The 26,169-nt window shown below is 59.5% G+C and carries 31 protein-coding genes and 1 riboswitch; of the genes, 16 read left to right on the forward strand and 15 right to left on the reverse strand.

Annotation, left to right across the window (positions count from 1 at the left end):
• Positions 1-5: 5 nt before the first annotated feature.
• Genes cobM through cbiE form a run of 3 tightly spaced genes read right to left on the reverse strand, consistent with a single transcriptional unit; the run spans position 6 to position 2,352 of the window.
• Positions 6-800 (reverse strand): precorrin-4 C(11)-methyltransferase, encoded by a 795-nt coding sequence (gene cobM / locus JXR15_RS08840; RefSeq protein WP_422052871.1) that lies wholly within the window; start codon positions 798-800, stop codon positions 6-8.
• Positions 797-1,159: a cobalamin biosynthesis protein gene (locus tag JXR15_RS08845; protein ID WP_422052872.1), complete on the reverse strand. Its 363-nt coding sequence runs from the start codon at positions 1,157-1,159 to the stop codon at positions 797-799. The genes cobM and JXR15_RS08845 overlap by 4 nt, the downstream gene beginning before the upstream one ends.
• Complete coding sequence (gene cbiE / locus JXR15_RS08850) at positions 1,156-2,352, reverse strand: precorrin-6y C5,15-methyltransferase (decarboxylating) subunit CbiE (protein WP_422052873.1); 1,197 nt, start codon at positions 2,350-2,352, stop codon at positions 1,156-1,158. The genes JXR15_RS08845 and cbiE overlap by 4 nt, the downstream gene beginning before the upstream one ends.
• A 1-nt stretch (position 2,353) precedes the next feature.
• Between cbiE and JXR15_RS08855 the strand changes: the two genes are divergently transcribed.
• Positions 2,354-3,085 (forward strand): cobalt-precorrin-6A reductase, encoded by a 732-nt coding sequence (locus JXR15_RS08855; RefSeq protein WP_422053705.1) that lies wholly within the window; start codon positions 2,354-2,356, stop codon positions 3,083-3,085.
• A gap of 57 nt (positions 3,086-3,142) precedes the next feature.
• Here the strand turns inward: JXR15_RS08855 and cobJ are convergent, their stop codons facing one another.
• From cobJ to JXR15_RS08890, 7 genes are read right to left on the reverse strand one after another with little or no spacing between them, the layout of a single operon-like run.
• Positions 3,143-3,895, reverse strand: coding sequence for a precorrin-3B C(17)-methyltransferase (cobJ, locus tag JXR15_RS08860; RefSeq protein WP_422052874.1), 753 nt, complete (start codon positions 3,893-3,895; stop codon positions 3,143-3,145).
• The gene (gene cobI, locus JXR15_RS08865; protein WP_422052875.1) at positions 3,892-4,623 is read right to left on the reverse strand and encodes a precorrin-2 C(20)-methyltransferase; all 732 of its coding nucleotides are present in this window, start codon (positions 4,621-4,623) and stop codon (positions 3,892-3,894) included. The genes cobJ and cobI overlap by 4 nt, the downstream gene beginning before the upstream one ends.
• Positions 4,620-5,249 carry a precorrin-8X methylmutase gene (locus tag JXR15_RS08870; RefSeq protein ID WP_422052876.1) on the reverse strand — a complete coding sequence of 210 codons (630 nt, stop codon included), beginning with the start codon at positions 5,247-5,249 and terminating at the stop codon, positions 4,620-4,622. The genes cobI and JXR15_RS08870 overlap by 4 nt, the downstream gene beginning before the upstream one ends.
• Positions 5,249-6,382, reverse strand: coding sequence for a precorrin-3B synthase (gene cobG, locus JXR15_RS08875; protein WP_422052877.1), 1,134 nt, complete (start codon positions 6,380-6,382; stop codon positions 5,249-5,251). Before cobG ends, JXR15_RS08870 begins: the two co-directional genes overlap by 1 nt.
• Positions 6,379-9,663: a cobaltochelatase subunit CobN gene (gene cobN / locus JXR15_RS08880; RefSeq protein ID WP_422052878.1), complete on the reverse strand. Its 3,285-nt coding sequence runs from the start codon at positions 9,661-9,663 to the stop codon at positions 6,379-6,381. The genes cobG and cobN overlap by 4 nt, the downstream gene beginning before the upstream one ends.
• Positions 9,664-9,668: 5 nt before the next feature.
• The gene (cobW, locus tag JXR15_RS08885; RefSeq protein WP_422052879.1) at positions 9,669-10,763 is read right to left on the reverse strand and encodes a cobalamin biosynthesis protein CobW; all 1,095 of its coding nucleotides are present in this window, start codon (positions 10,761-10,763) and stop codon (positions 9,669-9,671) included.
• Positions 10,763-11,143: a DUF1636 family protein gene (locus tag JXR15_RS08890; protein ID WP_422052880.1), complete on the reverse strand. Its 381-nt coding sequence runs from the start codon at positions 11,141-11,143 to the stop codon at positions 10,763-10,765. Before JXR15_RS08890 ends, cobW begins: the two co-directional genes overlap by 1 nt.
• A 76-nt stretch (positions 11,144-11,219) precedes the next feature.
• Positions 11,220-11,435, reverse strand: a riboswitch (cobalamin riboswitch).
• A gap of 39 nt (positions 11,436-11,474) precedes the next feature.
• Here JXR15_RS08890 and cobO point away from each other — a divergent pair.
• Genes cobO through JXR15_RS08910 form a run of 4 tightly spaced genes read left to right on the forward strand, consistent with a single transcriptional unit; the run spans position 11,475 to position 14,233 of the window.
• Positions 11,475-12,092 (forward strand): cob(I)yrinic acid a,c-diamide adenosyltransferase, encoded by a 618-nt coding sequence (cobO, locus tag JXR15_RS08895; protein WP_422052881.1) that lies wholly within the window; start codon positions 11,475-11,477, stop codon positions 12,090-12,092.
• The gene (locus JXR15_RS08900; protein ID WP_422052882.1) at positions 12,092-12,442 is read left to right on the forward strand and encodes a Lin0512 family protein; all 351 of its coding nucleotides are present in this window, start codon (positions 12,092-12,094) and stop codon (positions 12,440-12,442) included. Before cobO ends, JXR15_RS08900 begins: the two co-directional genes overlap by 1 nt.
• Positions 12,439-12,783, forward strand: a complete 345-nt coding sequence (locus JXR15_RS08905; RefSeq protein WP_422052883.1) for a Lin0512 family protein — start codon at positions 12,439-12,441, stop codon at positions 12,781-12,783. The genes JXR15_RS08900 and JXR15_RS08905 overlap by 4 nt, the downstream gene beginning before the upstream one ends.
• Before the next feature lie 16 nt (positions 12,784-12,799).
• The gene (locus JXR15_RS08910; protein WP_422053706.1) at positions 12,800-14,233 is read left to right on the forward strand and encodes a cobyric acid synthase; all 1,434 of its coding nucleotides are present in this window, start codon (positions 12,800-12,802) and stop codon (positions 14,231-14,233) included.
• Between the two features lie 20 nt (positions 14,234-14,253).
• Here the strand turns inward: JXR15_RS08910 and JXR15_RS08915 are convergent, their stop codons facing one another.
• Positions 14,254-15,231 (reverse strand): GlxA family transcriptional regulator, encoded by a 978-nt coding sequence (locus tag JXR15_RS08915; RefSeq protein WP_422052884.1) that lies wholly within the window; start codon positions 15,229-15,231, stop codon positions 14,254-14,256.
• Between the two features lie 74 nt (positions 15,232-15,305).
• Between JXR15_RS08915 and JXR15_RS08920 the strand changes: the two genes are divergently transcribed.
• Positions 15,306-16,217: a 3-keto-5-aminohexanoate cleavage protein gene (locus tag JXR15_RS08920; protein WP_422052885.1), complete on the forward strand. Its 912-nt coding sequence runs from the start codon at positions 15,306-15,308 to the stop codon at positions 16,215-16,217.
• A gap of 164 nt (positions 16,218-16,381) precedes the next feature.
• Here JXR15_RS08920 and JXR15_RS08925 read toward each other — a convergent pair whose 3' ends face one another.
• Positions 16,382-16,849, reverse strand: coding sequence for a DUF1203 domain-containing protein (locus JXR15_RS08925; protein WP_422052886.1), 468 nt, complete (start codon positions 16,847-16,849; stop codon positions 16,382-16,384).
• 77 nt (positions 16,850-16,926) lie between these two features.
• On the opposite strand from JXR15_RS08925, the gene JXR15_RS08930 reads away from it, so the two are divergent.
• From JXR15_RS08930 to JXR15_RS08940, 3 genes are read left to right on the forward strand one after another with little or no spacing between them, the layout of a single operon-like run.
• Complete coding sequence (locus tag JXR15_RS08930; RefSeq protein ID WP_422052887.1) at positions 16,927-17,301, forward strand: hypothetical protein; 375 nt, start codon at positions 16,927-16,929, stop codon at positions 17,299-17,301.
• A gap of 2 nt (positions 17,302-17,303) precedes the next feature.
• Entirely contained in the window at positions 17,304-18,776 is a 1,473-nt protein-coding gene (locus JXR15_RS08935; protein ID WP_422052888.1) for a carnitine 3-dehydrogenase, read from the forward strand.
• Complete coding sequence (locus JXR15_RS08940) at positions 18,773-19,534, forward strand: SDR family oxidoreductase (protein ID WP_422052889.1); 762 nt, start codon at positions 18,773-18,775, stop codon at positions 19,532-19,534. Before JXR15_RS08935 ends, JXR15_RS08940 begins: the two co-directional genes overlap by 4 nt.
• Here JXR15_RS08940 and JXR15_RS08945 read toward each other — a convergent pair.
• A complete protein-coding gene (locus JXR15_RS08945) occupies positions 19,531-20,394 on the reverse strand; it encodes a helix-turn-helix domain-containing protein (protein ID WP_422052890.1) in 864 nt (287 codons plus the stop codon). The two genes, JXR15_RS08940 and JXR15_RS08945, sit on opposite strands and share 4 nt — an antisense overlap.
• Before the next feature lie 108 nt (positions 20,395-20,502).
• Between JXR15_RS08945 and JXR15_RS08950 the strand changes: the two genes are divergently transcribed.
• The 3 genes from JXR15_RS08950 (at position 20,503) to JXR15_RS08960 (ending at position 22,577) form a co-directional block, all read left to right on the forward strand.
• Positions 20,503-20,709 carry a DUF2061 domain-containing protein gene (locus JXR15_RS08950; protein ID WP_299419284.1) on the forward strand — a complete coding sequence of 69 codons (207 nt, stop codon included), beginning with the start codon at positions 20,503-20,505 and terminating at the stop codon, positions 20,707-20,709.
• Complete coding sequence (locus JXR15_RS08955; RefSeq protein ID WP_422052891.1) at positions 20,702-21,607, forward strand: fatty acid desaturase; 906 nt, start codon at positions 20,702-20,704, stop codon at positions 21,605-21,607. The genes JXR15_RS08950 and JXR15_RS08955 overlap by 8 nt, the downstream gene beginning before the upstream one ends.
• A 67-nt stretch (positions 21,608-21,674) precedes the next feature.
• Positions 21,675-22,577, forward strand: a complete 903-nt coding sequence (locus JXR15_RS08960) for an EamA/RhaT family transporter (RefSeq protein WP_422052892.1) — start codon at positions 21,675-21,677, stop codon at positions 22,575-22,577.
• Here the strand turns inward: JXR15_RS08960 and JXR15_RS08965 are convergent.
• Positions 22,574-23,308 carry an NUDIX hydrolase gene (locus JXR15_RS08965; RefSeq protein WP_422052893.1) on the reverse strand — a complete coding sequence of 245 codons (735 nt, stop codon included), beginning with the start codon at positions 23,306-23,308 and terminating at the stop codon, positions 22,574-22,576. The genes JXR15_RS08960 and JXR15_RS08965 overlap by 4 nt on opposite strands.
• Before the next feature lie 35 nt (positions 23,309-23,343).
• Complete coding sequence (locus JXR15_RS08970) at positions 23,344-23,739, reverse strand: DUF983 domain-containing protein (protein WP_422052894.1); 396 nt, start codon at positions 23,737-23,739, stop codon at positions 23,344-23,346.
• 227 nt (positions 23,740-23,966) lie between these two features.
• On the opposite strand from JXR15_RS08970, the gene JXR15_RS08975 reads away from it, so the two are divergent.
• The 4 genes from JXR15_RS08975 to JXR15_RS08990 all read left to right on the forward strand — a co-directional run bounded on the left by JXR15_RS08975 (position 23,967) and on the right by JXR15_RS08990 (position 26,143).
• Positions 23,967-24,557: an EF-hand domain-containing protein gene (locus JXR15_RS08975; RefSeq protein ID WP_422052895.1), complete on the forward strand. Its 591-nt coding sequence runs from the start codon at positions 23,967-23,969 to the stop codon at positions 24,555-24,557.
• Between the two features lie 83 nt (positions 24,558-24,640).
• Positions 24,641-25,225: an RNA polymerase sigma factor gene (locus tag JXR15_RS08980; RefSeq protein ID WP_422052896.1), complete on the forward strand. Its 585-nt coding sequence runs from the start codon at positions 24,641-24,643 to the stop codon at positions 25,223-25,225.
• Positions 25,218-25,607 carry a hypothetical protein gene (locus JXR15_RS08985; protein ID WP_422052897.1) on the forward strand — a complete coding sequence of 130 codons (390 nt, stop codon included), beginning with the start codon at positions 25,218-25,220 and terminating at the stop codon, positions 25,605-25,607. Before JXR15_RS08980 ends, JXR15_RS08985 begins: the two co-directional genes overlap by 8 nt.
• Before the next feature lie 2 nt (positions 25,608-25,609).
• Positions 25,610-26,143, forward strand: coding sequence for a periplasmic heavy metal sensor (locus JXR15_RS08990; RefSeq protein ID WP_422052898.1), 534 nt, complete (start codon positions 25,610-25,612; stop codon positions 26,141-26,143).
• Positions 26,144-26,169: the final 26 nt, after the last annotated feature.

Consider the following 26,169-nt stretch of genomic DNA (forward strand, 5'->3'; position numbering starts at 1 on the left):
TCTCTTTAGTCGTCGCCATGCTGCCAGCTCGACCACGGGCTGTCGGCGGTCTGTGGGCGGTAGCGGCGGTCATATTCGCTGGCGTAGAGGCAGCTTTCGTCAAAGCCTTCTCCTGCCAGAGCGGGACCCACAAGGATCAAAGCAGTGCGAGTGATGTTTTCGGTCACATCGTCTTTCAAGCTGGCGAGGCTCGTGCGGATCACCTGTTGGTCCGGCCAGCTGGCGCGGTAGACCACGGCAACAGGGCAGGTTAGGCCATAGGCTGGCGTGAGGTCGGCAATGACTTGGTCTAAATTGCCAATCGACAGGTGGATCGCCAAGGTCGCGCCGGTGGCGGCGAAGTTGGTGAGCGTTTCGCCTTCGGGCATAGTGGATGCGCGTCCAGGAGTGCGGGTCAGAACCACAGATTGCGCCAGACCGGGCAAGGTCAACTCGGTTTGCAAGGCAGCAGCGGCAGCGGCAAAACTGGGCACGCCGGGGGTCACAGACACAGGGATGCCTTCGGCCTTCAGTCGGCGGATTTGTTCGCCCATGGCGGACCAGACAGATAGGTCTCCGGAATGCAGACGGGCCACGTCTTGACCAGCCTCATGGGCCGCTTTGCACTCTGTCACAATGGCGTCGAGGTCCAACGGCGCGGTGTTGATCACGCGGGCGTTGTCCGGGCAATGAGACAGGATAGCTTCTGGCACCAATGAGCCTGCGTAGAGGCAGACCGGGCAGGCGGCGATTAAGTCGCGACCCCGCAAAGTTAGCAGGTCGGCGGCACCGGGGCCCGCGCCAATGAAGTGAACAGTCATTTGGGCTCTCCTTGCGCGATGGCGCAGGTGGCAAGGCGGTCGGCGGAGACGACACGCGGGGTTGTGAGGGCGGCGTTGTTGAGTGCTGCAAGCGCGCAGGCTTCGGCCACCGAACCGGTGCCGCGTTTTTCGCGTACCTTGACGGATTGGGTCTGTGTCTCAACAGTTTGCATTGCGCTTGTGTCAATTTCCAAAACTGGCAAATTGTGTGTTTTGGCAAAGGCTTGCAGCGCGTTGTTTTGCGCCTTGTCGGTAGGTGTGGCGATAGCGTCGACACTGGCGACTGCCGTCAGAGCGAGTGCATTGCACAAACTGTCCTCTGTGGCAGAGGCGCGAAATCCAAAGCCGGCGACGATCATTTCTGCACACTCCATTGCACAATGGGATAGCTGGATTTCCAGCCCCGCTTGCGGCCCAAAGGCTTAGATTGCGCCAACTCAATACGCAAGAGGTCGCCGCCCTTGTCAGCCTGCCAATTGGCCAGCAGAACTTCGGTTTCCAATGTCACCGCGTTGGCCACAAGGCGTGCACCGTCTGGAAGGGCAGCCCAGGCAGATCGCAACACCTCTTCGGAAATGCCGCCGCCGATGAACACGGCGTCGGGTGCGGGCAGGCCTTCTAAGGCGCTTGGAGCTGCGCCGGTGACGACAGAGAGACGGTCTGCGCCAAGACTCGCGGCGTTTTGTGTAATGCGTTCCGCGCGTGTTGGGTCAATTTCGACCGATGTGGCTTGTGTTGTGGGGTGCGCGAGCAGCCATTCAATGGCGATGGAGCCGGAGCCGCCGCCGATGTCCCAAAGGTGCTCGCCGGGCAACGGGGCCAGAGCAGAGAGAGTCAGCGCGCGCACAGGGCGCTTTGTGATTTGGCCGTCGTTGTCAAAGAAAGCGTCATCTTTGCCACCGACAGAGGTGAGGGCAGGGCCGCCGACAGCATCGATGGCGACGCAAACCGGATGTTGGATGTTCTCTAAATCAAAGGCGTTTGCGCGTGTTTCGCGGATGCGCTGGCGCGGCCCGCCCAAAGCCTCGAGCACATGTAGCGTGCTTGTGCCAAAGCCAATCTCTGTGAGCCATGTGGCAAAGGTTGGCACGGTTGCGCCGCTACGCAGTGTCACAATTGTGCGGGTGCCCTCGGCCAGATGCGGACGCAGGCGCGCGAAAGGCGCGGCATGTAGACCCAGCGTGGTGGTGCTGTCCAGCGGCCAGCCCAAGGCGGCAGCGGCGAGGGACATGGTGGATGGCGCGGGCAAAGTGAGCCACTCACCACGGTTCAAGTGTTTGGTCAGCGACGTACCCGCGCCATACCAGAATGGATCGCCAGAGGCCAAAGCAACTGTATTGCGTCCACGGTGTTCAAGCACAAGCGGAATGCCGTCAACAAATGGCACCGGCCAAGTGATGAGTTCTGCCGATAGGTCTGGCAAAAGAGACAAATGCCGCTCCGCGCCCAAGATGACTTCAGCTTCTTCCAATGCTTTGCGACTTGCGGGCGACAGGCCTTCTGGGCCATCTTCGCCCAAACCGACAATGGTCAACCACGGATTTTCAGACATGGTGCCCAAACTCCTTCTTCTCGGTGGCACAACCGAGGCCAGCCTCTTGGCGCGCGCCTTGGCAGAGCGTGATGTTCAGGCCGTGTTTTCTTACGCCGGACGTGTCGCGAGCCCCAAGGCGCAGCCGTTGCCCACGCGGGTGGGGGGCTTTGGCGGTGTGGATGGATTGGTCCAGTATTTGCAGGAGCATAGCATCACCCATGTGGTGGACGCCACGCATCCCTTTGCGGCGCAAATGAGCTGGAATGGGTTTGAGGCCTGTCAGCAGGTTGGCACCAAACTGATGGCTTTGACCCGTCCAGCTTGGCAAGCGCAGGCTGGAGATCAATGGACGCATGTAGCGAACATTGACGGAGCTATGACGGCTTTGGCCGGTGATCCCAAACGTGTGCTTCTGGCGCTGGGTAAGCTGAATGTGCCCGCCTTTTCGGCGCAGCCGCAGCATCATTATGTGTTGCGACTTGTGGATGAGCCCGAAACCCCACCAGCGCTGCCCAATCACACGGTTGTTGTCGCGCGCGGGCCGTTTGATGTGGCGGGCGACCGGGCGTTGATGCAGGAGCACGGCATTGAGCTGCTGGTCTGCAAAAACGCGGGTGGGGTTGGGGCGGAGGCCAAGCTGACCGCGGCCCGTGAACTCGGTGTCCCGGTGATCATGATTGATCGACCAAAGTTGCCGCCACGATCCGAGGTCGCGACCGTGGACGCGGTGCTGGAGTGGATTGCAAGCTAACGGGCGCAGTCCTGAGTGGCTGCGCTTTGTCGCCGTGTGACCGGCACTCCAAGTCACTTAACCCTCCACCGAGCGTGGAGTGTAGACGATGGGTGCACCCTCACGTTCGATAATCCGGGTCTGGCTGGACCCCAAAAGCACAACTGTGCGCATGTCGGCCATGTCCGGCATCGTCTCTTGCAGAGGCACAATTTTGATCGTTTGGTCCGGGCGGGAGACGTTGCGGGCAAAGATCATTGGGCGATTGTCGCCGCAGCTTGCCTTGAGTGTTTTGAGCGCCTTTTCAAAGCCTTCCGGGCGGGACTTTGAGCGTGGATTGTAAAACGCCATGGCAAAGTCCGCTTCAGCCGCAAGTCGCAGACGTTTGTCTATGAGCTCCCACGGCTTCAGATTGTCGCTGAGGTTGATGGCGCAGAAATCATGGCCCAGTGGGGCACCGCAAGCCGCAGAGGCAGCCAACATGGCGGTGATGCCGGGCAAAACGCGAATGTCGAGATCGCGCCATTCTGGCTCACCGTGTTCCACAGCTTCAAACACCGCCGCCGCCATGGCAAACACACCAGGGTCGCCGGAGCTGACCACCACCACGCGTTTACCGTCCACTGCCATCTCCAGAGCATGGCGGGAGCGGTCAATTTCCACGCGATTGTCGGAGGCATGCAGGGTCAGACTAGGGTTTTGAGCCACGCGCTCCACATAAGGGATGTACCCGACAGCGTCGGTTGCCTCGGCCAAAACAGCTTGTACTTGGGGTGTCACCAGCGCGTCGTCACCGGGCCCAATGCCTACAATCTGAACCCAGCCTCTCATGGGCGCCGTCCTTGTCCGTGCACCACTATGATCGAGAAATAGGGCGTGCCGTGATCTGTGGTTTCTGACAGCTTTTGCACGCTTTGTTTTTGCATAGTGGCAAATTGCACCAACCAGGCTTCGTCATAGCGATTTGATGCCTTCAAGGCGCGGATGACTTTGTCGTAGTTGGAGCCAATTTTCATCACCACCAAAGCGTCCGTGTCCGCCATGTGTCGTGTGAGTTTTTCTTCATCCAACGTGCCCATCAGCACGGTCAGGACGTCGTCTCCCCAAGTGATCGGCGCTTCGGTGGCCGTCCATGCACCGGACATGCCAGTGATAGCAGGCACAACGTGGGTTGGAACGACATCGCGCACGCGGGCATAGATGTGCATGAAAGAGCCATAAAAGAACGGGTCACCTTCGCAGAGCACAACCACATCTTCGCCAGACTTGGCCAGCGCGATCAGGTGTTGCGTGACCTCCTCATAGAACGCGGACAGCGCCGCGTTGTAGCGTGGATCATGTACCGAGATTTCCGTGGTGACCGGATACTCCATCGGGAACTCAATCGCTGTCTCAGGCAACATGCCATCAACAATGGCGCGTGCCTGACCTTTGCGACCCGCTTTGCGGAAGAAGGCAACGTGTTTTGCGTTGGTAATAAGGCGGTGCGAGCGCACGCTCATCAGGTCAGGTTCGCCAGGGCCAAGCCCAACGCCGTAAATCGTTCCGGTCTGGGTCATTCTTTGCGGCTCGCAATAGCGTTGATGGCAGCCACAGTCATGGCGGAGCCGCCAAGGCGGCCTTCGACAATCATGCAGGGTACGGGTTGATCGTTCCACAGCGCATCTTTGCTTTCCATCGCGCCAACAAAACCCACCGGGCAGCCGATGATGGCGGCAGGGCGCGGGCAGTCCGGGTCTTCGAGCATGTTCAGCAGGTGAAAGAGGGCGGTGGGTGCGTTGCCAATGGCCACAATCGCCCCGCCCAATTTGTCGCGCCAATGTTCCAGCGCGGCGGCGGAGCGGGTGTTGCCAATCTTGGCGGCCAACTCATAGATGCCGTCGGCGTGCAGAGTGCAGATCACCTCGTTGTCGGCAGGCAAGCGAGGACGGGTCACACCTTCGCTGACCATACGCGCGTCACAAAAGATCGGCGCACCATCTTCCATGGCTTTGCGCGAGGCTGCGACCATACCGGGCGTGAATTTCACGTGCTCTTCCAACCCGATCATGCCCGCAGCGTGGATCATGCGCACCACAACTTGCTCTTCGTCTTTGTCAAAACCGTTCAGCGCCGCTTCGCGCCGGATGGTTGCGAAGCTCTCATCATAGATCGCCTGACCATTTTTTTCGTATTCGTAGGGCACTAAAGCTCTCCTCGGGCTTCAAGCAAGATGTCCGGTGTGAGACCGGTTTTTACAGGCGCATCCCATGGGTGGCCATTTTTCACAAGATCAAATGCGCCGTCATTGCCGACCAACGTTGTCGCACAGGGGCGTGGCAGGGCGCAGCCTTTGGCGCAGCCCGAGATATGCAGTGGTGTTGGAAATTTGCTTGTCAGTTGGCGCGCTAGGTTGCGCGTTTCCACGGTGGCGGAGTTGCACAGTGGCGCGCCGGGGCATGCGTTTACGTTTAAGAGTGGGTCGTGCGCGTCAGTGATGAACATCTCTGTGTCCACCATCTGCGCGCCTTCCACCAAAAACAGCCGCCACGGTGTCACGCGCATGGCGTCTGCATCGGTTGCTGTGACCAAATGTGCCAATTGCGCCGCTTCGATTTGGCCAAAAGCCACACCAAACATCGCGCCGAAAGGTGTCTCTCCGGGCTCAGGCGGCTTTTGTGAGGCGGCAGGTGGCACGGCCTGCCAGTCCGCTGGCAAAGGCGTTAGAGCCACATGCGCGGCCATGCGGCGGCGCGCGGGGCCATCCGTGTCAACAAACCACTGCGCCATTTCCAGAACAGCGTCTACGGCAGTGTCCACAGTCACGACGCGTCCGCGAGACGCCCCGTCAGCGCGCAGAATCATGCCATCGTTGGCGTCGCGCTCAATGCGGAAGTCTGCTGATTTGTCAGAGAGTTGCGGGCCGCCTTGCAGGTCGATGGCGTAGCCCATTTTTGGTGGTAGGCTAGGGAGTTCACCAAGACAGGCCACCAATTCGGTAGCCACGCGGTGTGTGTCATCGCCTTCCTGCCACAGTGGCGGGATCAGGATGTTGCGTCGGCTTTCCAGAGCGGGGTCATCCGGCAGCAGGTTGAGTTTGTGCAGCGCCGCCAAGACCGCCCCGTGGTCCGCTTCTTTAACGCCGCGAATTTGCAGGTTGGCGCGACTTGTCAGGTCGATCAAGCCGGAGCCAAATCGATCTGCTGTTTCGCACAGCCCCAGAGCCTGCTCTTGCGTCAATCGTGCCATCACGGGGCGCACGCGCACCACCAAACCGTCGCCGGACATCATGGGTTTGTAGGCTCCGGGGCACCAGCCTTTGGCGTCCGGGCGGCTCATGAGACGCGCTCCAGATCTGCGAGAATGGAGTTGCGCCGGGTGACCCACAGGCCCGCGTCATGCAGCGCGGCGAAGCGGTCCCGCATAGCGGCCAAAGCTTGCGGGTTTTCACGCTCAAGGAAGGCGACAATTTTTTCGTTGCCCAAGGTGGCATCGTGGTACGCGTCAAACAGTTGCGGTGGTACCGCTCCTGCCAAGTTGGCAAAGGCTCCCATATGATCCAGCGTTGCGGCAATCTCGGCGCCGCCGCGGAAGCCATGCCGCATCATGCCGGCGAGCCAGTCTGGGTTGGTCGCACGGGCATGCACCACGCGGGCAATCTCTTCGGTCAGGCTGCGCGCGCGCGGTTTTTCCGGGCTGGTGTTGTCCATGTGGTAGAGATTGGCCTCCCCACCAGTGATGGCCTGCGCTGCGGCAAAGCCCGCCTCGTGGGCCGCATAATCGGAGGCCACCAGCACATCGGTTTCTGGCAGATCTTGCAGGTGAACAAAGCTGTCCGCCGCACCCACGCGGCTGCGGATGCCATCAAGGTCTTTGGTGCCTTCACCGGTGTCGAGCGCATAGGCGGAGGCGTTGAGCCAGGCTTCGCCAGCGTTTTTACGGCCCTCATCGGAATAGTTCTCGATCTCATGCCCCATGCCAAGGCCATAGCTGCCCGGCGCAGGGCCATAGACACGCGGTGCGGTGATGCGGCCTGCAAAGGGGTTCCAATCGGCGGCCTCGTCGCGTTCGGAGAGCGCCTTCACAGCTTGGCCAAACAGAGTGGAGAGCGTTGGGAACACGTCGCGGAACAGGCCAGAGACACGTAAGGTGACGTCGATGCGGGGGCGCTCCAACAGGGCGATCGGCAGAATTTCCACACCGGACACACGTTCAGAGCCTTCGTCCCAAACGGGTTTCGCGCCCAAAAGATGCAGAGCCATGGCAAACTCTTCGCCCGCTGTGCGCATGGTGGCGGAGCCCCAGAGATCCACAATCAGGTTTCTGGGATAGTCGCCTTCTTCTTGCAGATGGCGACGGACCAGCTCTTCGGCGAGTTTCACACCCTGCGAATAGGCAGACCGCGACGGAACCGAGCGAGGGTCTGTGGTGTAAAGATTGCGTCCGGTAGGCAGCACATCATGGCGGCCACGGTAAGGCGAGCCGGACGGGCCCGCTTCAATGCGTTTGCCTTCGAGCGCTTTGATCAGTGCGTCCCTTTCTGCGGTGGCAGATGGCGCGGCGTTAAAGTCGCCAGCGGTCTGCGGCGCGCGGCCATAGATGTGCAAGCCGTCGCCAAACTGGCTTTCCTTGATGTCGCAGACAAAAGTGTCGATACGGGTGATGGCTTCAGCCAAAGATGTCGCTGCGTCCATTCCCAATTCCGATTGCAAACCAAGCGCTTCCGCCTCGTCTCGAATGTCGGTTTGCAGCCGGTCACGGCGTTTGGGATCCAACCCATCGGCGTTGGAAAACTCGTCGAGAATGGTTTCCAGGCGGGCAAACCGGTCCGGCGTTGCAGATTGCTTAAGCGGCGGCGGCACATGGCCAAGCGTAAGCGCGTTGATGCGACGTTTGGCTTGGGCGGCCTCACCGGGGTCGTTCACAATAAACGGGTAGATCACCGGCAGATCGCCAATCAGCGCCTCGGGCCAGCAGTCATCGCAAAGCGCCACGGATTTGCCCGGCAGCCATTCCAATGTGCCGTGTGCACCCATATGGATCAGCGCATCGGATTTGAGCGTATGGCGCAGCCACAGATAGAAGGCGACATAGCTGTGGCGCGGGACACGAGAGAGATCGTGGTATTCGTCTTCGCGTTGCTGATCACTGCCGCGTTCGGGCTGCAGAGCAACAAGCACGTTGCCGCGTTTTGTGGCTTTGAAGTGGAAAGCGCCGTTTGCAAAAGTCGGGTCGTTTTCGGGAGCGCCCCAAACCTCGGTCACGTCGTTGCGTAGTGCTTCGGGCAGCGTTGCCAACGCGGCGTAGTAGTCCGCAAGAGACCAAGACAGGGTTTCCGCCAGTAGCGCGTCGTCGAGTTTGCCGGCGGTTGCGGTCTGAAACCCCGGGTTCTGCAAATCGACAAGAATGGCCTCGACGCTGGCCAGAGGGTCTAGTCCAACCGCATGCGCCATATTCCAGTCTTTGCTGGGATAGGTGCTCAGAACACAGGCAATTCGTTTGTCCGCATTGGGTCTCTTAGCGAGCGAAACCCAGCCTTCGACCTTGTCGGCCACCGCCGCAATACGTTCTGGCAAAGCGCGGTGGGCAAAGCGGGAGTATTCCAACGCGTCGTCTTTTTTGCCGGGCTCCTTGAACGAAATCACGCCTGCAAAGAGACGTCCGTCGACTTCCGGCAGAACCACATGCATCGCGAGGTCTGCTGGAGCCAAGCCGCGCTCGGACTCCGCCCAAGCTTTCTTGCGTGAGGTCGCAAGCGCGACCTGAAACACGGGTGCATCGGTGGCATCCAGCGGCGACGTGCCGCTGTCGCCTTTGCCGGAGAAGGATGTGGCATTCACTATGGCGGCGGGGGAGAGCTCTTGGAGCGTGTTCGCCAGCCATGCTGCTGAGGCGGGAACTTTCAGCGAGGGGGCAAATAGACCAACGACGTCAAAACCGCGCCCACGGAACTCATCAAACAGCGCTTCAATCGGGGCTGTATCGGCGGAACTGACGTAAGCGCGATAAAACGTCAGGGCGATCAAAGGCTTTTCTGTGTCGCGGTATGCCAGTGGGTCACAAAGGCCGCCTTCCGGCGTCCACCCACCGTGGTCTGGCAGCGCCTTGGAGCCCATGACCGGTTTGGCGTAAAGTCCAGCAGCCAAAGCAAGTTGAGCGAGCGCAGCCTGCGCTGCAATCGCGCCGCCGGTGTCACACAGGTGGGTCAAACGGTGCAGCGTGGAGGCGGGCAGGGTGGAGACTTCATTCAACCGCTCGTCCGGGCGCCCGTCGGCTGGCAACACCGCCAGCGCGATGCCTTTTTCCTGGGCCAGCGCCTGCACCTGTTGAATTCCGTATTGCCAGTAAGAAATCCCGCCAATCAGCCGGATCAGAATGGCCTTGGCGCCGACCAATGTCTGTTCGATGTAGGTGTCAACCGACAGCGGATGTTTAAGTGCTGTCAGATTGGCCAGTCGCAGCGTGGGCAGGTCGCCTTTGCTGCGGTGCCAGCCTGCCGCGAAAGCCCCGAGGTCACTGTCAGAGAAAGACAACACCACAAGATCGGCCGGGGTTTGACCCAGGTCCATTGGTGTGTCGGCCTCATCCAGACCATGGCTTTCGCGAAAGACAACGTGCATGGGGCTTAGTCTACCAGAGCTGCGCGGATCGCATCGACGTTTACGTCACCCTGTTCGGCAATCACGACCATGCGGCCTTGGCGACCTTCTTCGGGTTTCCACGGGCGGTCGAACTGATGCCGCACACGTGCACCGACCGCTTGCACCAGCAAACGCATGGGTTTGCCTACCACAGCGGCATAGCCTTTCACACGCAAGATGTTCTGATCTTTGGCCATTTTCTCGATCTTGGCGGCAAAGGTCGCTGGATCAGACTGTTCAGGCACATCTACCACAATGCTGTTGAAGGCATCGTGATCGTGGTCGTGCCCGTGATGATGGTGGTGATCGTCGTCGTGATCATGGTCATGATCGTGGTGGTGATGATGGTCCTCGTGATGCGACGGACGCGCGTCGATGTCGTCTTCGGCTGCGGCTTCGAGCCCCAGAATCACACGCGGATCGACTTCGCCTTCAGCCACTTCCACAACTGGCAGCGCGCGTGGGGCAGCTTTCAGTACGATCTCCTTGGCCTTGGCTGTGCCTTCCGGGCCGGCCAAGTCAGGCTTGGTCAACAACACGATATCGGCGCAGTTGATCTGATCCTGAAAGACCTCCGACAAGGGTGTCTCGTGGTCCAACCCTTCGTCCGCTTCGCGCTGGGCATCCACAGCGGCGACGTTGGTGGCAAAACGGCCATCCGCCACCGCCTCGGCATCGGCCAAAGCAATCACGCCGTCGACCGTGATCTTGGAGCGGATATCGGGCCAGTCAAACGCCTTCAGCAGCGGCTTGGGCAGCGCCAGGCCGGAGGTCTCAATCAGGATGTGCTCAGGCCGTGGTTCCAGCGCCATCAGCGCTTCGATGGTGGGGATAAAGTCATCCGCGACCGTGCAACAAATGCAACCGTTGGCCAGCTCCAGAATGTTTTCCGCCGGGCAATCCGGAATGGCGCAGGATTTGAGGATCTCACCATCTACACCCACGTCGCCAAATTCATTTACGATCACGGCAAGGCGCTTGCCCTGTGGCTTTTGCATCAGGCTGCGCACCAAAGTGGTTTTGCCGGAGCCCAGAAAGCCGGTGATGACGGTGACGGGGAGTTTCTCAAGGGTGCTCATTATGTGGTCTCCAGAGGGGGGATGCGGGCGATGCAGTTTTTGCGGAAATGGGTGGAGCGTTCGCGCCACGGGACAAGACCATCAGCGGTTGCGGCGTATTTGGTCACGCCGTCTGCAACCAGGTCCGCATCATCTCCGCCAGTGAAATTGCCATAGACATAAGTCCAGCGCTCATCACCACCGCGAATGGTGATGGAACAGCCAAAATCACAGTTGGAAAAGCATTCCACGCCTTTGATTGTGACATTCTCAGGCAGATCAGAGGCATTAAGTGCATCAAATAGTTGCGTGCCAGGGCGGGGCCCCTCAACGTCGGTTGGCTGGCCGGCACGACAGGTGGTGCAGACGAGTAGTTCGACAGGCGCGGTTGCGTCAGCCATTGGTATTCAGTCCCTTTTCAGGGACGGGGCAACACGGGACATCTTGGAGAGCCCGACACCGAAACACCCCGTCCGGTTCATGTCATTTGTGCGGGCAGGTCTCCCGGCTTGCGGATCCTGGCATCAGATGCCTGCGGTCTGCCTGCCTTCCCGGATCGTTCCAGTGGCGTTTGGCGGACCTCTCCGGTCACGGTCGCGGGGGCGGCTGCGCTTTGGGCCTTGACGACAGGCCCGTTTCACATTCCCTTTTCACCTGCTCAAGCGAGCAGGAACCAGCGACACCCGAATGGGCAATCATCACGGCTGAGTCAAGTCGGAACGGAGAGGCAGCATGTCTGATAGCGTCGAACATAACGAGCGTCACAAGGCCAAGATGGCAAAAATCAAGGCGGCGCGGGATCGGATGATGGCCAGCAAGACCGAAGAAAAGGGTCTGATCATGGTGCATACTGGGCCGGGCAAGGGCAAAAGTTCGTCCGGGTTTGGCATGATCATGCGCTGCATTGCCCACGAGATGCCGGTGGCTGTGGTTCAGTTCATCAAAGGCGCGATGGCGACTGGCGAACGCGCGTTTTTGGAAGAGCACTTTGCCGAGGAAGTGAAATTTCACGTGTCCGGCGAAGGCTTTACCTGGGAAACGCAGGACCGCGAGCGCGACATCGCCAAGGCCGAAGCGGGCTGGGAGCTGGCGAAAGAGCTGATCCGCGACCCGGCGAACAAGTTTGTGATGCTCGATGAAATCAACATCGCGCTGCGCAATGACTACCTGAACATCGATGATGTGGTCGATTTCCTGCTGAGCGAAAAGCCAGACATGACTCATGTGCTGTTGACCGGGCGGAATGCCAAGCCGGAGCTGATTGAAGCGGCTGATTTGGTGACTGAGATGACATTACTAAAGCACCCGTTCCGTGACGGCATCAAAGCGCAGGCTGGGGTGGAGTTCTGATGACCGTGAAGCGTTTGCTCACCGAATTTGGCATGGGCTCGTCGTTGCGGCGGCAGGACTATACAGAAGCCGCAAGCCGGGCAGTGAAAGACGCGTTGTGGCACAATTCGATCAACCTCGCGGAGCTGTTTGGCAAAGACAAATCAGAGATGATCATCACGGTGGAAGTGGCTGTGCAGCAGCCCGAGAAACTCGATGCAGACGTCATTGCTGCAATCTTTCCCTATGGCCAAGTCACTGTAAAACCTGTGAAAGGTGGCTTGGATGTGCCGCGCTACGATGGCGGAAACCCAACTGTGATTGCCAATGTGGCGATCTCTGTGGCGCTGGATGTGGAGGTGGCGGCATGAGCGATCAGCGCTTCATTATCGAAATGGGCATGGGCAACGACCAATATGGTCAGGACTACACCAAGGCCGCCGCGCGGGCGATTGAGGATGCGATCCGCCATTCCGCTATCTCGATGTTTGCTGCGCTTGGCAAAGACCCAAAGGAAATGCGGGTGCAGGTGACGGTGGGCGTGCAGGAGCCGAAGAAGGTGGATTGTGCCGCGCTGGCTGAGAAGCTGCCGCGTGGTCGCGCCGAGGTGAAAGCCGTGTTTGGCGGTATGAACGTGACCAATCCGGATGACGGCAACGTGTTGGTGATCGCCTCCGCGGCGGTTGAGGCGTTTTTGCCCAAGCAGGTGTAATGTGACCAAAGCGCTTATGATTCAAGGCACTGGCTCCAATGTTGGTAAGTCGATGTTGGTGGCTGGGCTGTGTCGGGCGGCGGCGCGTCGGGGGCTGTCTGTGGCGCCATTTAAGCCGCAAAACATGTCCAACAACGCGGCTGTGACCAGCGACGGCGGCGAGATTGGGCGGGCGCAGGCGCTACAGGCTTTGGCCTGTGGCAAAGCGTTAACAGTGGATATGAACCCGGTGCTGTTGAAGCCGGAAACCGATGTTGGCAGCCAAGTTGTGGTGCAGGGCAAGCGGCTGACCACAGTGAAAGCGCGGGAATATGCAAGGTTAAAACCGCAGCTAATGGAAGCGGTGCTTGAGAGTTTTAACAGGCTGAAATCAAAAAATGATCTGGTGATTGTTGAAGGGGCTGGCAGCCCGGCAGAGGTCAATCTGCGCAACGGTGACATCGCCAACATGGGCTTTGCGCAGGCGGCGGATGTGCCGGTGGTGTTGGCTGGGGACATCGATCGTGGTGGCGTGATCGCGCAGATTGTTGGCACGCAGGCGGTGATCTCTGAAGAGGACGCGGCGCTGGTGGCGGGCTTCCTTGTGAACAAATTTCGCGGTGATCCCAGTTTGTTTGACGATGGTTACGAGCTGATTAAAGACACGACCGGCTGGGCGGGCTTTGGGGTGTTGCCGTATTTTGGCGAGGCTTGGAAATTGCCCGCCGAAGATGCGCTCGACATCAAGAATGCCAAAAAGGCTGGCGGGTTGAATGTGGTCTGTCTTGGCCTCTCGCGGATTGCGAATTTTGATGATCTGGACCCTTTGGCGCAGGAGCCGGGCGTGTCGTTGACGATGTTGCGGGCGGGGGAGCCGATTCCGGGTGACACAGATGTGGTGATCATCCCAGGCAGCAAATCCACGCGGGGCGATCTGGCGTTTCTGCGCGAACAAGGCTGGGATGGGGACCTTCTGGCGCATGTGCGCCGTGGGGGGCATGTGTTGGGGATTTGCGGCGGATATCAGATGCTTGGCCAAGAGGTGCGCGACCCGGATGGGATCGAAGGCGCGGCTGGTACAACGGAAGGTCTGAGCTTGTTGGATGTGGTCACGGAGATGACACAGGACAAACGTTTGACCGAAACCGCCGCGCAGCATGTGGCGTCGGGGCAGGCGTTTCGGGGGTATGAAATCCACATCGGGCGCACCGATGGGGTGGATAGAGCACGGCCGTTTGCCACTGTGAATGGGCGTGATGAGGGGGCTGTGTCCGCGGATGGGCGTGTCTCCGGCAGCTACCTGCACGGCATGTTCCGGGACGACGGGTTTCGGCGGGCGTGGTTGGCGGCATTGGGTGCAGAGGTTGGCAACGAAGGTTATGACGCCACTGTCGAGGCGGTGTTGGATCGGTTGGCGGATCACATCGAGGCCCACCTGGATGTGGACGGCTTGTTGGCGGTGGCTCGTTAGAGTCTCATAAAATCAGTGGCTTACTGTCGTCTGTTGCGTAGGGATCGTACAGAGGTGCCATGTGCGGCCTTGAAAGCGCGGGCGAAGCTTGTGGGGCTGTTGAACCCAGTCGCAAGGGCGATGTCGCGCACCGGGGTTTGCGTGTCTGTGGCGAGGCGCAGGGCTTCCTCTAGGCGCATGGTCAGATAGACCGCTTGCGGGGATTTGTGCAGGTGGGTTTGGAAGTTGAGTTCCAAGGTGCGCGCGGAAAGCCCTGTTTTTGTTGCGATTTCTGGGATGGAGAGTGGGGTGTCTAACGTCTGCCCCATGAGATCCAGCGCCGTGATGACCTTGGGATGGTGGTGGATCGCACGGGGAATGGAAATGGGGCGCTGGGCGCTGGCGGGCATGGGGTCATAGACAAAAGCGCTGCTGACGCGGCGGGCCAGATCCGCACCGTATCGGGTTTCAATCAGATAAAGCATCATGTCGATACAGGGGCTGGCGCCGCCGGAGGTTGCGATGCGGTCTGAGATGCAAAAACGATCTCGTAGCGTTGTAACCTTTGGGAATTGTTGGGAGAATTTCTCGATGTCTTCCCAGTGGGTGGTGGCGTTGTGACCGTCCAGCAAGCCTGCTTCTGCCAGAATCCACGGACCTCCGTCGATGGCGGCGATGGTGGTGCCGGTGCCGTAGAGCCGTCGCAGGGAGGCCGATAGGCGTGGTGTGGCTTGCTCTTCCAATCGAAAGCCGGCCACGATCAACAAGAGGTCACAGCGCAACAGTTGGTCGATGGGTAAGGCATTGATTTGTAATCCACTTGTGAGATCCGCAGGTACCTCGGTGGCGGTGTAAAACTGCCAGTCAAACAGGGATTTTCCGGCCCGGCGGTTTGCGGCGCGCATGGGGTCCACGGCGGCGGCGAAGCTGAGGGTGTTGCAGTCGTCCAGCACCAGAATGGCGACGTTCAAAGGGGCTGGGTCGTGGCGGAAAACGCTGGTTTCTGCGGAAATAGACATATTGATTTCGTATAATGAGAAGTGTTGCGTGGCAAGTGCGGTACGGTTGGGCAAGGAACACGAAAGGAATCGCCATGCCGTTGCAAATGAACCGCGAGGTTTTCATCACCTGTGCCGTGACCGGATCGGGTGGCACGCAGGACCGCAGCCCGCATGTGCCGCGCAGTCCGAAGCAGATTGCCGAGAGCGCGATTGCGGCGGCCAAAGCCGGTGCTGCGGTGGTGCATTGCCATGTGCGCGACCCGGAGACTGGCGCGCCAAGCCGCGACCTTGGCTACTATCGCGAGGTCACCGATCGCATTCGGGACAGCGAGGTGGACATGGTGCTCAACCTGACCGCTGGTATGGGCGGTGACATTGTGTTTGGCGGTGTGGAAAGCCCGCTGCCCACGGTGGATGGGACGGACATGGTAGGGGCTACGGAGCGGGTGGCGCATGTGGCGGAATGTCTCCCGGAAATCTGCACGCTGGATTGTGGCACGATGAATTTTGCCGAAGCCGATTATGTGATGACCAACACGCCTGGTATGCTGCGCAGCATGGGAAAAATGATGGCCGACCTGGGGGTTAAGCCTGAAATTGAGGCCTTTGACACCGGACACCTGTGGTTTGCCAAGGAGCTCGTGAAAGAGGGCGTGCTGGCGCCGGATGCGCTGGTGCAGCTGTGCATGGGCGTGCCATGGGGAGCGCCGGACGACCTCAACACCTTTATGGCGATGGTCAATAATGTGCCGGACGATTGGACGTTTAGCGCGTTCTCGCTGGGCCGCAATCAGATGGCTTATGTGGCGGCAGCGGTGCTGGCGGGCGGCAATGTGCGCGTGGGGCTTGAGGACAACCTGTGGCTTGGCAAAGGGGAGTTGGCGCAAAACTGGCAGCTTGTGGAGCGTGCAGGCACCATCATTGAAAACATGGGCGCGCGGGTGATTGGGCCTGCAGAAGTGCGCGAGAAACTGGGGCTGGTGAAGCGGGCGCCGCTAGGGTGAGCGTTGCGGCAACAGCTGCGCATGTAGGCTTTAGAACTGGCGGTTTGGTGCGTTTGCACAGTGGGGCGCAACACGTCGGTATGTTGTCTGTATCGCGACTGTTTTGCGGAGGTGCGAAAAATCGACCTCCGCGGCACGTGTTGCGCGTTAAGAAAACCGTTGGATCACTCTGCAGGCTTAACCCGACACAGAAAGCAGTTGTTGGACGCGCTGCGCACATCAACAAAGGCGATGTCGTCACGCGCAAGCAGGCTTTCGGCGTAGCCCGCAATGTCCGCGGTCGGGGTCACTTGGCCCGTGCCGTAGACAATGCGTTCCTCCGCCGAGTAGCCACGCACAATGTAAGTCGGCGCGGTCAGGATGTTGGGCAGCGTGCTGGACGGCGCGGTGCCAGCACAGTCTTCGCACAAAAAGATCGGGCCGGTTTCGGTGTAGGCGTTTTGACCTTCAAACGGGCGGTGCGCGAGGATCAGGAAGGGCGCGCCCTTGGGCGTGACCTTCAAGCAGGATCGGCAGGGGATGCCGTCTCCGTCGCTGATCGCAACCTCAACGGCGTTGCCATAGGCGTCGGTGCGGCTGTCGCGGATGGCGGCAATGTGATCGGCGGGCAGTGGGTGAAACTGGATGGTCATGTAAGCTCTCCTTTTGAGGGGACGCTATGATGTGGATTGGGCATGCGGCGACCCGTTTCCTGCGGAAAGGGAAGAGGATGACACAGAGATTTGGAACAGCCCTGATTGCGATTTTGGCAGCAACACCCTTGGCGGCAGATGAGCGCCCGCTCTGGGAAGGCTATTGGACCGGCAATGCTGCCTGGTGCGCGCGGGCTGGAGCGGTGGGAGATGAAACCCCAACCTGGTACGGGCGCGATGGCTTCTTTGGCATCGAGTGGAGCTGTGACATCCGCACAATCCAGCCCACCGGCATGGCCAACAGTTGGGCGCTGACCACGGAGTGTCTGGATGCGGGCTATGCCTACAGCGAGACGCAGATGTTCCTCGTAACCCATGAGGATCGGCTTTTGATTTTGAATGAAAGTGGCGTGACCGCAAATCTGGTGCGCTGTGAAGAAGGAAAGAACTGACCATGGCGACAGCAGCGATTATTGGCGGTGGGGTGATTGGCGGCGGCTGGGCGGCGCGGTTTTTGCTCAATGGCTGGGATGTGCGGGTATTCGACCCGGACCCGGAGGCGGAGCGCAAGATTGGCGAAGTGATTGCCAATGCGCGGGTGTCTTTGCCGGGGTTGAGCGATACGGCCTTGCCAGCGGAAGGGACGCTCACGTTTCATGAGACCATGTCGGAGGCCGTGGCGGGCGCGAGCTGGATACAGGAAAGCGTTCCAGAGCGGTTGGAACTTAAGCGCAAAGTGTACCAGACGTTGCAGGAGCATTGTGACCCCGAGGCGATTTTGGGCAGCTCGACCAGCGGGTTTAAGCCCAGCGAGTTACAAGGCTGCGCGACGCGGCCAGAGCAGATTGTGGTCACACATCCGTTTAACCCGGTCTACCTGATGCCGCTGGTGGAACTGGTGCCAACAGCGAAAAATCCGCCGGAGCTGATCGAGCGCGCCAAGGAAACGCTCAAAGGCGTGGGCATGTTCCCGCTGCATGTACGCAAGGAAATTGATGCCCATATCGCGGACCGGTTCCTTGAGGCGGTGTGGCGCGAGGCGCTTTGGTTGGTGAAAGATGGGATTGCCACCACGGAAGAGATCGATGAGGCCATCCGCATGGGTTTTGGCATTCGCTGGGCGCAGATGGGGTTGTTTGACACCTATCGTGTGGCTGGTGGCGAGGCGGGCATGAAGCATTTCATGGCGCAGTTTGGCCCGGCGTTGGAATGGCCCTGGACCAAGCTGATGGATGTGCCGGAGTTCACTGACGAGTTGGTGGATTTGATTGCCGGGCAAAGTGACGCGCAGTCCGGCCATTTGACAATCCGCGAAATGGAGCGGATACGGGACAACAACCTTGTGGCCATGATGCGCGCGCTAAAAGCGCAGGATTTTGCATCGGGTGCAGTGCTCAACCAGCACGACGTCAAGCTCTCAGCGGCGGCTGGTTTGGTGCGAAGGGCCAGCGACATAGCCAACCCGATGCAACCCATCGAGACGGTGCGTCGCGCGGTGCCGGTGGATTGGTTGGATTACAACGGACATATGACCGAAAGCCGTTATTTGCAGGCCTTTGCGGATGCGAGTGACCGGCTGATGGAGATCATTGGTTGTGACCAGGCGTACATCGCGACGGGGGGTAGTTTTTTCACGGCGGAGACGCATATCCGGCACATTGATGAGACCCATCTGGGCAGTGTGATCGATGTGCGGACACGTGTGCTGATGGCGGAGGGCAAGAAGATGCACCTCTGGCATGAGATGTATGCAGGCGAAAAACTGCTGGCGACGGCGGAGCATATCCTGATCCACGTGAGCCTTGAGACCCGGCGGCCAGCGCCGTTTAGTCCGGAAATCGCCGCCAACCTGAAGATGATCAGCGAAGCACAGGCGGATTTGCCTGCACCTGAGGGGCTCGGGCGCTACGTTGGGCAACCCCGATGACGGGGCGGGTTCTGATCACCGCGGGCGCGTCTGGTGTTGGGCGGGCTATGGCGGAGGTGTTTGATCGCGACGGCTGGCAGGTTTGGGTTGCGGATGTGGATGCGACGGCTTTGGCGGAGGTGCCTGAAGACTGGCGCAGGACACAATTGGATGTGACCGATGAGGCGGCTGTTTCTGTTTTGTTTTCTGAGATTGGACAAGTCTGGGGCGGGCTGGATGCGCTTTGCGCAAATGCCGGTGTTGCCGGGCCAACGGCGGCGGTGGAAGATATAAACCTGCAAGATTGGCAGGCCTGTGTGGCGGTCAATCTCGAAGGCGCGTTTCTGGCCGCCAAATATGCCGCGCCGATGATGAAGGCGGCGGGCGAGGGGGCGATTGTGGTGACCTCATCCACGGCAGGGCAATATGGCTATCCTTATCGCGCGCCCTATGCGGCGGCGAAATGGGCGGTCATCGGTCTGACCAAAACCCTGGCCATGGAGTTGGGGCCGTTTGGCGTGCGTGCCAATGTGATTTGTCCCGGTTCTGTTGAGGGACCGCGCATGGAAGGGGTGCTGGCGCGTGAGGCAGAAGCCAAAGGCATGACGCGGAATGCGGTTTATGAGGGCTATGCCTCCGGCACCGCTATGGGGTCCTTCGTAGAGGGGCGTGATGTGGCCGAGATGGCGGTGTTTTTGTGCAGCGACAAGGCGCGGCTGGTGAGCGGACAGGTGATTGCCGTGGATGGGTTTACGGTGAACCCGGATCCAAAAGTTTAAGCTGCGATCTCTGCTTTCAGCATTTCCACATGTTCCGGGATTTGGCGGGCGGTGACATTTGCTTGCCTGATGAGCTCGTCGAAGTGCTCCGTGAAGCTGGTGACGCGTTCGCGGTCGCGGAAGGCGAGATAGTTGCGGCCCAGATAGAGCACAGCCAGTAGGGGACCAAAGACGGTGATTGGACTGGAATAGAGGCGGCGTGCGTCAAACAGGTAAAGGCGCAGGCGTGGATAGAGCTGGCTGCTGAGATCGGCGAAGTGATCGAGTTGCTGGGTGCGCACGTCTTCGGGCAGGCCCGCATAATATCCTTCGCCTCGGGCAAAGGCTGCCATTTCATGCATCGGCAGGGCTATTTCGTAGTCCGATTGCGACTCGCGCATCCAATTGAGGCGGTCGCGTGAGGCGTTGATCGCCTGTTCCGTGGTCCGGCCAAGGTGCGGTGCATATTCCCAGTCCAGCATCTCGTTGGTTTTGAGCATATCTGGCAGCCCGGCGGGCACATGACGAATTTTGTAACCCGCAGCTTCCTGATGCCAGGCAAAAATCTGTTCATCCACCAAGGCGCGCGGGGCTTTGGTGACGGTCAATGCGTTGGCAAGAATATCGGCGGTGTTTTCGGGCCGGTCGGTGAGGGAGAGCAGCCAGTCCGCCGAGACGCCAAGCGCAGCGGCACATTCGCCCACCACCTGTGCGTTGGGCAAGCGGGCGCCAGTATCCTTAAGCAGTTGGCTGATGGTGGAGCGGTCCACGCCAATGCTGCGGGCCAGGCCGGCTTGGGTGATGTCTTTGCTGCGCATGGCGCTGGCCAGGCGCTTGCGGAACTGATCTGCGCGCAACCATTTGTCGATAATTTCACTCATGTGGGGATAAATATCACATCTGTCGAGTTTTGTTAATCAGATACAGAATTCTGCAACGTGCTTTTTGTCGGTAACACATCTGTGAAGACTGAGGCACGGGACAACAGAATGGACACACAAAAACGCTCCATCGTGAAAGCGGTGATTTGGAATGTGATTGGCATCATATCGATGTCCGTGGTGGGGATTTTGGCCACCGGATCAGCGGCTCTTGGGGGGAAGATGGCGCTGATCAACACCGGATTGGGGTTCAGCATGTATGTGATTTACGAGCGGGTGTGGTCCCGTGTGCGCTGGGGGCGGCAACATGGCTGAGCGGCGCCTGTCCAAAGTGGAGTGGCCCACACTTGTTTTGGTTGCAGGTTGCTACGGGCTTTATGTTTTGGGCACAGTTTGGGCGGCGCAGCTTTGGCTGCCTTTGGGCATGGTGCTGACGATTGTCGCGCTGGCGTTGCACAGCTCGTTGAGCCATGAGGTGCTGCATGGACATCCATTTGAAAACAAAATCTTGAACGCCGCGCTGGTGTTTCCGGCAATTGGACTGTTTGTGCCTTATCTGCGCTTCAAAGATACGCATCTGGACCACCATTTGGACAGCCGTTTGACCGATCCCTATGACGATCCGGAAAGCAATTACCTCTATGCAGAAGACTGGCAAGCTTTGCCCAAATGGAGGCAGGCGGTGCTTCTATTCAACAACACGCTGGTGGGGCGGTTGTTGGTGGGGCCGCTGGTCGGGCAAGTGTGTTTTGTGGTCAGTGATTGGCAGGCGATCCGGCGCGGAGACCGTCGGGTTTTGGCGGGGTGGCTGTGGCATGTGCCAGCGGTGATGCTTGTGGTTTTGTGGATGCGGACCTTTGGGGCGGTGCCCGTCTGGGCTTATCTGCTCTGCGCCTATGCTGCGCTGTCGATCCTAAAAATCCGCACCTTTTTGGAGCATCAGGCGCATGAACGGGCGCGGGGGCGCACGGTGATCATTGAGGATCGCGGGCCGCTGGCGTGGATTTTCCTGAACAATAACTTGCATGTGGTGCATCATATGCATCCCAAGATGCCTTGGTATCGGTTGCCGGAGCTGTTTCGCAGCAATCGTGAGCGCTATCTTTCTCGCAACGACGGCTATTATTTTGCCTCATATAGCGACGTGTTCCGTAAGTTTTTCTGGCGGCGCAAAGATCCGGTGGCACATCCGCTTTGGAAGCGCGACGGCTGACAGCTGCGCGTGTAGGGGTACAATCTTTCTCGTGACTTCTAAGGCTTAGCTCGGCATCAAGGCGGCCATGGAATTTTGGATTATCGCCTCCGTCGCCGCTGCGGCTTTTCAAACTGTGCGCTTCATGCTGCAAAAACATCTGGCGCAGGTGTCTTTGTCCGCCGCTGGGGCGACTTTTGCGCGGTTTGTTTATTCCGCGCCGATAGCTGCGGCGGTTCTGGCAACGCTGGTAGGTACGGGCCGTGTGACCTTGCCAGGCGTGTCGCCAAGCTTCTGGTTGTTTGGCGCCGTCGGCGGCGCGGCGCAGATCACGGCGACAGTTTGCACTGTGATGCTGTTTGGGCGGCGCAACTTTGCTGTCGGTATGGCCTTTATCAAAAGCGAAGTGTTCTTCACGGCGTTTATTGGTTTGGTGCTGCTGTCTGAAACCATTTCCGGCGTGGGGTTGATTGCGATCACCATTGGCGTGGGCGGGGTTTTGGTGCTGTCTGGTCCAATTGAGGCCGAGGCGACAGGCTGGCGGCGGGTTTTGACACCCTCGGCAGTGCTGGGGTTGGTGGCCGGGGCGCTGTTTGGGGTCTCAGCCGTGTGTTATCGCGGGGCATCGCTTGAGGTGGTCACCGATGCGCCATTGTTGCGTGCCTTGGTGACTTTGGCCGCTGTAACCCTGATGCAGATGGTCAGCATGTGGCTTTGGCTTACCGTGCGCGAACCGGGGGAAGTGGGCCGAGTGTTGTCGGCCTGGCGCAGCGCGGGCTTCATTGGACTGACCAGCATGGCGGGCACGTTTTGCTGGTTCACTGCCTTCACGTTGCAAAATGCGGCTTATGTGAAAGCGGTGGGGCAGATCGAGCTGGTGTTTGGCATCCTCGGCACAGTGCTGATCTTCAAAGAAAGTATCAGCCGCCGCGAATACCTCGGCATGGCGCTTTTGGCTGTGTCGATCCTGACGCTGGTGCTTTTGGCTTAATCGTCGCGGCCTTTGAGGTCCGGCAAGCGGCCTTTCAGGCGCAGAAACAGGCTTTCTTCGTCATCATTGCGGAAGAAAGGCACGGCCTCGGGCGGAGTGCGGTCGGTCACGCGGGCTTCGATTTCGGCCAGCACCACCTCGGTGATGAAGGGCAGATCAAAGCTGCGGGCCTCTTTGAGGGGGATCCACTGCAAGTGAGAGAGCTCTTCGCAGGCGGCGGAGAAGTCATCCAGGTCGCTGGTGATTTCATCCGCATCCAACAGGAAGAACCGCGCATCAAAGCGGCGCGGGCGGCCTGGAGGGGTGATGGCGCGGAAGACAAATTGCAGCGCTTGTGCGGTGGGCACATGGCCGGTGGCGGCGTAGGTTTCCCAGTCCGCGGGCGGAGTGATCGACCAGTTGCCCCGGGCGCCAAGGATCAGACCGGTCTCTTCCCAGAGTTCGCGAATGGCGGCGACCGCCAGCGCATGTACGATGTGCTCGCTGGTGTCTTCGCGCCGGTCTTCCAGCAGACGCTGGCTGCAGAAGTCGGAAATTGGCGTGGCCAGCGGGATGTCGGCATCCTCAAGGTCCACAGCCCCGCCGGGGAACACCACTTTGTTGGGCATAAACGCGGCTTTGGCGCCGCGCTGGCCCATCAGGATTTGTGGATTGGTGTCACGATCTCTGAGCACAATCACCGTGGCGGCGTTGCGGATCGCGGTTTTGTCCACTGTGGTGGCGTTTGTCATGCTGTGCTCCCCTCACATGATGGGGTGGCCGGGTTCTATTTGAACCCGTGCATCCGGCGCGCCCATTGGAAGGCGACCACACACCCCTTCAATCTCGGCAGAAGGTAGAGCGAGAGCCCGACGCAGCCAACCGAAAAAACGGTGAAAAGAATAAGGGGATCCGGGCGCCAGTGCACAAAAGCCACGTGCAGCAGCGGGGCCAGCAGGTGGCCGACCACAAGAATCGTCAGATAGGCCGGGCCGTCATCGGCGCGGTGGTGGCTCAGGTCCTCTTTGCAGACCGGACAATGGTCACGCACCTTCAGATAGCCCTTAAGCATCGGGCCTGTCCCACAATTTGGGCATTTCCGGCGCCAACCCCGATACAGGGCCTGCTTCATTGGGCGGTCGTCTTCGGCCATGACCGCATCAGACATATTGGTTTCACTCATCACGTTTCCCCTCGGTGCTCGCGTCGCCAAGATGTGGTGGTTTGCGCAAACAATAAAGGGGGCAATCTGACTTGCGTCGCGATGTCGCAAAGGCCCCCGTTGTTCTGCCTTGCCAAAAAAAGATTGAGAAAGTGCGACGGAAACCCTGAGGCGGCGCGTTTTACCATCACTGAACAGGCAATGAGCCGACGCAGAGAGACAAAAGACAGGCCCAAAAGGAGACCACCATGAAGAGCACAATGATGATCAGCGCCGTAGTGATTGCAGCCCTGGGTGTGACCGCGGTTGCCGCGTCCGCCAAAGAGGGCGGCAAGATGCGCCACATGCGCGGGCAGATGCCAAGCTTTGAGCAACTCGACACCAATGGCGACGGGTTTATCACCGCCGAAGAGCTGCAAGCCAAGGCTGCAGAGCGTTTTGCCGGGATTGATGCCAACGGCGATGGGGTGATTACCAAAGAAGAGTTGACCGCTTTTGCCGAATCTCAAGGCAACGACCGGATGGTCAAGAAACTGGATCGCATGATCAGTCGGATGGATGCCAACGGCGACGGGCAGTTGAGCGTGGATGAGATGAAGCCCAAATCTGATCGCTCGGCCAAGATGATCGAAAAGCTGGACACAGACGGCGATGGCAAGATTTCCAAAGCCGAGTTTGAAACCGCGCAGGCGGAACGCAAGACCAAACGCTCTGAGCGTAAGGCGGAGATGTTCAAGAAGCTCGACACCAATGGTGACGGCACCATCTCACAAGAAGAATGGGATGCCGCCAAGGAAGCGCGTGGCTTTAAAAAGCGTGGCGATACGCAGGACAACTGATCCCACTCACGGGAGGGCGGCCTTCGCGCCGCCCAACCGAGACTGATTGCACAACCGCCCTTAAGAGGCTAGCCATCGAGACTATGACGATGCCTTACGATCAACAGGAGGACACGCCGGACGACGCCTTGTTGGTGCTTTATGCCAACGGCGACGGAGCGGCGGCGCGGACTTTGACGCTGCGGTTGACGCCGCGCGCCTTTGCGCATGCCTTCCGGATGTTGGGGGATCGGGCAGAAGCCGAGGATGTGGCACAAGAGGCCATGATCCGGCTGTTCAAACTTGCGCCTGACTGGCGGCAGGGTGAGGCCAAGGTGACAACCTGGCTATATCGCGTGACCGCCAATCTGTGCACCGACCGGCTGCGTAAAACAAAAGGGGTGGCGCTGGATGCCATTCCAGAACCGGAAGACGGGGCCAAATCGGCGGCTCAAGAAATGCAGGACCGCGCCCGCGTTGATGCTTTGCAAAACGCGTTGGCAACGTTGCCGGACCGGCAACGGCAGGCAGTGGTGCTGCGGCACATAGACGGTCAAAGCAATCCCGAGATTGCGGAGATCATGGAGATCAGCGTCGAGGCAGTGGAAAGCCTCACGGCGCGGGGGAAACGGGCGTTGGCACAGGCTTTGGCCAGCCAACGCGAGGCACTGGGGTATACCGATGGCTGAGAAGTTTGACACCAGTAAAAGAGACGGGGACATGCTGGACGATCTGTTTGCAGCGGCCCGGACCGACAGCCGCGCTACCCCGTCGCCGGATCTGCTGGCACGGGTGCTGAGTGAAGCCGCAGGTCTGCAGGTGGCGGACCCGGCCCCGGTGGAGGTGCCGCAGCGCCGCAGCCTGTGGGCGGCTTTGGTGGCTGCCGTGGGTGGGTGGCCTGCGCTTAGCGGAGTGGCCATGGCCGGTGTGGCTGGTGTCTGGATTGGGGTGGCCGCGGGCACAAGCCTGATGGAAGACACCCTTGGTCTTGATATTTATGGAGAGACCGCTCAAAGCTACCTCTCCGACCTAGATGACATCTATGCCTTTGATTTTACGGCGGAGGAATGAGCATGACTGAGCCAAATAGCACGCAGCCCAGCACAAAGCCCCGTCGTTTGACCCGTGCGCTTCTGATTGGGTCTTTGGCCTTGAACCTGTTGATCATTGGTGTGGTTGGCGGTGCCGTGATCAGCCTGCGGGGGCACGGCGACAAAGCGCCGGTCAGTGACAGGTTTGGATCGCCGCACATCAAGGCGCTGACCTTTGATGACAAGCGCGAAGTCGGCCGTGCCATTCGCAGTACGTACCGTAAGAGCAACGTGGATCACCGCGCAGATCATCAGCACTACAAAGAGGCTTTGATGGTGCTGCGGTCTTCGCCTTTGGACGAAGCCGCGCTGCGCGAGTTGGTCAAGACGTTGGATCAGGCGGGCGAGCGCCGTCGCGCCATGGCGCGGGATGTGTTCCTAGCCAAAATCCTGTCGATGAGTGACGCAGAGCGCGCTGTTTATGCCGACAGGTTGGAGGAAGTGCTGGAGCGGGGTCCAAAAGACAAGAAACATCCCCCCAAAGACGGAAAGCCTCGTCCGCCCAAACAGCCCTGATCTTCATCAGTCAGAGAATATCCCGG

It is taken from the genome of Shimia sp., assembly GCF_049116215.1.
Classification (GTDB): domain Bacteria; phylum Pseudomonadota; class Alphaproteobacteria; order Rhodobacterales; family Rhodobacteraceae; genus Shimia.